Origin of the sequence: Streptomyces pseudogriseolus (genome assembly GCA_002154585.1) — a bacterium.
GTDB lineage: Bacteria > Actinomycetota > Actinomycetes > Streptomycetales > Streptomycetaceae > Streptomyces > Streptomyces pseudogriseolus.
Map to the genome: position 1 here is coordinate 1 of MUNG01000462.1, position 5,380 is coordinate 5,380.

Annotated in this window: 6 protein-coding genes; 1 reads left to right on the top strand and 5 read right to left on the bottom strand. The window is 70.8% G+C overall.

What is annotated here, in order from left to right; translation table 11 throughout:
- On the top strand, positions 1 to 1,532 hold a 1,532-nt coding region (locus tag CCN29_RS31020), incomplete at its 5' end, for a discoidin domain-containing protein (RefSeq protein ID WP_107481754.1).
- A 24-nt stretch (positions 1,533 to 1,556) separates the two neighbouring features.
- Here the strand turns inward: CCN29_RS31020 and CCN29_RS31025 are convergent.
- The 5 genes from CCN29_RS31025 to CCN29_RS31040 all read right to left on the bottom strand — a co-directional run bounded on the left by CCN29_RS31025 (position 1,557) and on the right by CCN29_RS31040 (position 5,319).
- A complete protein-coding gene (locus tag CCN29_RS31025; protein ID WP_006129876.1) occupies positions 1,557 to 2,471 on the bottom strand; it encodes an ABC transporter permease in 915 nt (304 codons plus the stop codon).
- Complete coding sequence (locus tag CCN29_RS31030; RefSeq protein WP_086685847.1) at positions 2,458 to 3,255, bottom strand: ABC transporter ATP-binding protein; 798 nt, start codon at positions 3,253 to 3,255, stop codon at positions 2,458 to 2,460. The genes CCN29_RS31025 and CCN29_RS31030 overlap by 14 nt, the downstream gene beginning before the upstream one ends.
- 55 nt (positions 3,256 to 3,310) lie before the next feature.
- On the bottom strand, positions 3,311 to 4,417 hold the full coding sequence (locus tag CCN29_RS31035) for an aliphatic sulfonate ABC transporter substrate-binding protein (protein ID WP_006129878.1): 1,107 nt from the start codon (positions 4,415 to 4,417) through the stop codon (positions 3,311 to 3,313).
- A 194-nt stretch (positions 4,418 to 4,611) separates the two neighbouring features.
- The gene (locus tag CCN29_RS36430; protein WP_315968245.1) at positions 4,612 to 4,713 is read right to left on the bottom strand and encodes a putative leader peptide; all 102 of its coding nucleotides are present in this window, start codon (positions 4,711 to 4,713) and stop codon (positions 4,612 to 4,614) included.
- Positions 4,714 to 4,860: 147 nt separating this feature from the next.
- The gene (locus CCN29_RS31040) at positions 4,861 to 5,319 is read right to left on the bottom strand and encodes an RrF2 family transcriptional regulator (protein ID WP_031022628.1); all 459 of its coding nucleotides are present in this window, start codon (positions 5,317 to 5,319) and stop codon (positions 4,861 to 4,863) included.
- Positions 5,320 to 5,380: the final 61 nt, after the last annotated feature.

Genomic DNA, 5,380 nt, shown 5'->3' on the forward strand with positions numbered 1-5,380 from the left:
GGGATCCACACGGTGCCGCCCAGGGCGGCACCGTGTGGATCCCGCCCGGCGAGTACCGGCTGACCTCGTCCCTCAACGGAGTCCAGAACGTCACCCTCCAGGGCGCGGGACACTGGCACTCGGTGGTGCGCACCTCCCGCTTCATCGACCAGGCATCCTCCTCCGGCAACGTCCACATCAAGGACTTCGCCGTCATCGGCGAGGTCACCGAACGCGTCGACTCCAGCCCCGACAACTTCGTCAACGGCTCCCTCGGACCGGACTCGACCGTCTCCGGGATGTGGCTCCAGCACCTCAAGGTGGGGCTCTGGCTGACCGGGAACAACGACGACCTCGTCGTCGAGAACAGCCGCTTCCTCGACATGACCGCCGACGGCCTCAACCTCAACGGCAACGCCCGCGGGGTGAAGGTCCGCAACAACTTCCTGCGCAACCAGGGCGACGACGCCCTCGCCATGTGGTCGCTGAACGCCCCCGACGTCGGCAGCGTCTTCGAGAACAACACCATCACCCAGCCGAACCTCGCCAACGGCATCGCGATCTACGGCGGCACCGACATCACCGTCCGGAACAACCTGATCGCCGACACCAACGCCCTCGGCAGCGGCATCGCCATCTCCAACCAGAAGTTCCTCGACCCGTTCCACCCGCTGTCCGGCACCATCACCGTCGACGGCAACACCCTGGTGCGCACCGGCGCGATGAACCCCAACTGGAACCACCCCATGGGCGCCCTGCGCGTCGACTCCTACGACAGCGCCATCGACGCCCAGGTAAGGATCACCAACACCACGATCACCGACAGCCCGTACAGCGCCTTCGAGTTCGTCTCCGGCAGCGGTCGCGGCCTCGCCGCCCGGAACATCACCGTCGACGGCGCCACCGTGAACCGCGTCGGGACGGTCGTCGTGCAGGCGGAGACCCAGGGGGCCGCCACCTTCCGCAACGTCACCGCATCCGGCGTCGGCTCCGCCGGAATCTACAACTGCCCCTACCCGGCGGGCTCCGGCACCTTCACCGTCACCGACGGCGGGGGCAACTCCGGCTGGAACAGCACCTGGTCCGACTGCACCACCTGGCCCCAGCCCGGGCAGGGCGAACCGGAACCCGACCCGGACCGCAACCTCGCCCTGAACCGCCCGGCCACCGCCACCGGCTCGCAGGACGTGTACACCCCCGGCAAGTCCGTCGACGGCGACCCGAACACCTACTGGGAGTCCGCCAACCACGCCTTCCCGCAAACCCTGACCGTCGACCTCGGCGCCACCCGCACCGTGCGCCGCGTGGTGCTGAAGCTGCCGCCGCAGACCGCGTGGCAGGCCCGCACCCAGACGCTGTCCGTGCAGGGCAGCACCGACGGCTCCGCCTACACCACCCTGGCCGCCGCCCGTGAGTACCGCTTCGACCCGGCGACCGGCAACACGGTGACCGTCCCGGTCGACGGCAGCGTGCGTCATCTGCGGCTGCACGTCACCGGCAACACCGGCTGGCCGGCCGCCCAGTTCAGTGAGGTGGAGGTGTACGGGTCCTGACGGGCGGAGCCTGCGCGGGCGGGGTCAGCGACTGACGAGGAGGCCCCGCCCGCGCAGCACGCGCCGCTCCAGCGGGCTGAAGATCAGCAGGTCGATGGCGATGCCGACGCACAGGATCAGCAGGATGGCCAGGAACACCTGCGGCATGCTGCTGTTGTTGCGACCGTTCTCCAGCAACTGGCCCAGCCCGACGCCGAGATCGGGCGAGGACGCGATGATCTCGGCGGCCATCAGGGAGCGCCAGGAGAACGCCCAGCCCTGCTTGAGCCCGGCCACATAGCCGGGGAGGGCGGCCGGCATCACGATGTACCGGGCGCCGCGCAGACCGGTCGCGCCCAGGGTGCGCCCGGCGCGCAGGAACAGCGGCGGGATCTGGTCGATGCCCGCCACCAGGCCGTTGGCGATGGACGGGACGGCGCCCAGCAGGATCACCGCGAACATCATCGAGTCGTTCAGACCCAGCCAGATCACCGCGGGCGGTACCCACGCGACCGACGGCAGCGACTGAAGACCCGACAGGATCGGGCCGATGGCCGCCCGCACGAAGGACACCCGCGCCACCAGCAGCCCGAGCGGGGTGCCGATGACGAGGGCCAGCAGGAAACCGAGCAGGCCCCGCGAGACGGACGTCCAGATGTAGTCGAGCAGCGTGCCCTGCAGCCAGGCCGCGCGCACCTCGCCCCACACGTCGGACGGCGAGGCGAGCTTGTACGGGGGCGCCACCTCCGCCCAGACCAGGATCTGCCACACCACCAGCACCAGGGCGACGGCGGTGACCGGTGGCAGCACCTTGCGCAGCAGGGTGTCGCGCAGCGGGGTGCGGACCGTCTGCGCCGCGTCCAGCGCGTCGAGTCCGGCCTCGAGACCGGCGAGGTCGTCCGGGTCCTGGGGCGCGGCGGTCGTGCCGGTGACGCCGGCGGTCTTCTCAGTGCTGGCCATGACGGCGGATCTCCCCACGCAGTTCTTCGGTGATCTCGGCGGACAGCTCCGCGACGGCGGCGTCCTCGAGGCGGCGCGGCTGCGGCAGGTCCACGGTCCACTGCCGGGCCACGCGGCCCGGCCGGGACGACAGCAGGACGACGCGCTGGGCGAGCCGCACCGCCTCGCGCACGTTGTGCGTCACGAACAGCACCGACAGGCCCGTCTCCCGCCAGATCCGGGTCAGTTCCTCGTGCAGCACGTCCCGGGTGATGGCGTCGAGCGCGGCGAACGGCTCGTCCATCAGCAGCAGCCGGCTGTCCTGTGCGAGCGCGCGGGCCAGGGCGACGCGCTGGCGCATGCCGCCGGACAGTTCGTGCACCCGCTTGCCGTGCGCGTCCTTCAGCCGCACCAGCTCCAGCAGCCGCTCCGCCTCCTGGCGGCGCTCCGGCTTGCCCACCCCGCGCAGTTTCAGGGCGAGTTCGATGTTCTTGCCCGCGGTCAGCCAGGGGAACAGGGCGTGTTCCTGGAACATCAGGGCGGGGCGGCCGTCGGTGCCGATGGTGCCGGCGGACGGCCGGTCCAGCCCGGCGACCAGGTTGAGCAGGGTGGACTTGCCGCAGCCCGAGGCGCCCAGGAGGGTGACGAACTCGCCGGGGGCGACATCGAGGGTGATGTCGTCCAGCACGAGCTGCCGTCCGCCCGGGGCGCCCGGAGCGGGAAAGGACTTCGAGACGTGCTCGACCCGCGCGGCGGGCGCCGCCGTCGTGGTGTCCTCGGCCGTCCCGGCCATTGTGGTGGCCATGGTCGTCACCTCCTGGGGTGTTGCCTCGTGGCGTGTCGTCGGATCGCGGGCGTCGTCAGCGGACGCCGAGCCCGGCGTCGTCGACCTCGGGCCTGCCCTCGGCCTTCAGGACCTTGTTCAGCGGCTTCAGGTCGTAGATGCCGTTCAGGTCGGGCTTCTCCAGCAGGCCGGCCGACACCGCGTGCTCCGCCTGCGCGTCGAGGGTGGAGGCCAGCGGGTCGTCGAGGAAGGTGATGGACTTCCACGCCGGGTTCAGCACCTCGGCCGGCAGGGCCTTGCCGGACAGCTTCTCCAGCGCCTTGTTCGCGGACGCCTTGGCCTCGTCCGGGTGGGCGTTGATCCACGCGTTGGTCCTCACCGAGCCGCGCAGCACGGCCTCGACGACGTCCGGGTGCTCCTTCAGGAAGGTCTGCGACACGATGATGTTGGTGATCACGAACTTCTTGTCCGGCCAGATGTCGGACTCGTCGAGCAGCACCTTCGCGCCGTCCGCGACCAGCTTCGACGCGGTGGGCTCGGGCACCCACGCGCCGTCGACGGAGCCTGACTTGTAGGCGTCCGGGGTGATCTTGTTGTCGGTGCGCACCACGGACACGTCGCCCTTGCCGCTCTGGGCGTCGACCTTCCAGCCCTTCTCGGCGATCCAGTGCAGGAAGGCCACGTCCTGGGTGTTGCCGAGCTGCGGGGTGGCGATCTTCCTGCCCTTGAGGTCGTCCAGGGTCTTGATCCTGTCCGGGTTCACCACGAGCTTGACGCCGCCGGAGGCCGAACCGCTGATGATGCGCAGGTTCTTGCCGGCCGACTTGGTGTAGCCGTTGATGGACGGGGAGGGGCCGATCCAGCCGATGTCGATGGACCCGGCGTTCAGCGCCTCGATCTCGGACGGCCCGGCGTTGAACGTCGACGACTTGATCGTGGTGCCGCCCAGCTCCTTCTGGAGCAGGCCCTCCTGGACGCCGACCAGGGCGGTGGCGTGCGTGAGGTTCGGGAAGTAGCCGATCTTCACCTCGGAGGCGGAGAGCTTCTTCGCGTCCGCCGCGACCTCCGCCTTGGGGGCGTCGTCCTCGGCGTCGGAACCGTAGCCGCAGGCGGTGAGCAGGAGCGGGAGGGCCGCTGCGGCGGCGACGGTGCGCAGGATGGTGAACGGTCGTGCGGCAGACACGGAGGTGTCCTCTCGGGAAAGGGCGGTTCGGGACGGTGCCGGCGTACGGGCGTGTGCTCAGGGGCGTGCGCCCGCGCGGCCGTCGGGCCTGCCTCGCGGGGACGGTCGGCGGCCGTGGAACGGTGTGCGGGTGAGGTGCGGGGAGCGCGGGCTCGGGGAGCGCCGCCGGCCGCGGACGCGGTCCCGGCGGTGCCTCAGGCCGGCCGACAGATGGCGCTGGACGTGCGGCCGAAGTCGATGTGGCGGCGCGAGGTGAGCAGGAGGCGTGCGGCGACGTCGTACGGACGCGCGGTCATGGCCACCCCCTGGGATCCCTGGTTTTCCGAGTTTTCCTACCTGGCTGCTAGGGATCGTGGCAGAAACCGGCCCCTACCCCAAGAGGCTGCTCACTTGATGGACGCCTGTCGCTCACATGGTGAGAACGGCCTGGTCCGCGGCCGGAATCAGGGATTCACCCAGGCCTTCGGGGCGTCCGCCAACGCGGCCACCCCGGCGGGGAGTTGGGACGATGCCACATCGGCGAGGGACACGCCCTCCAGGATCTCGCGCACGTTCGACCGCAGCGCGATCCACAGCGGCAGCAGCGACTCGGCGGGACCGGAGTACGACAGCTCGGGCGGCCGCACACCGCGCACCGAGACCAGCGGACCCTCCACGACTCGGATGACGTCGGCGATGCTGATCGAGTCGGCGGGCTTCGCCAGCCGGTAGCCGCCGTTCCCGCCCCGCTGGCTCACCACGAGCCCGCCCCGCCGCATGTCGTTGAGGATGCTTTCCAGGAACTTGTGCGGGATGTCCTGGGCGTCGGCGATCGCCTCGGCCTTGAGCGGCCCGTCGGCCCCGGACGACGCGAGTTGCAGCGCGGCCCGTACCGCGTAGTCCGCCCTGGCTGAGATCCGCATGGGGCCATTATCCCGTACGGCTTCTACGGGGTTCCACCCGCGGTGGGGGGCGCGGGGGCCG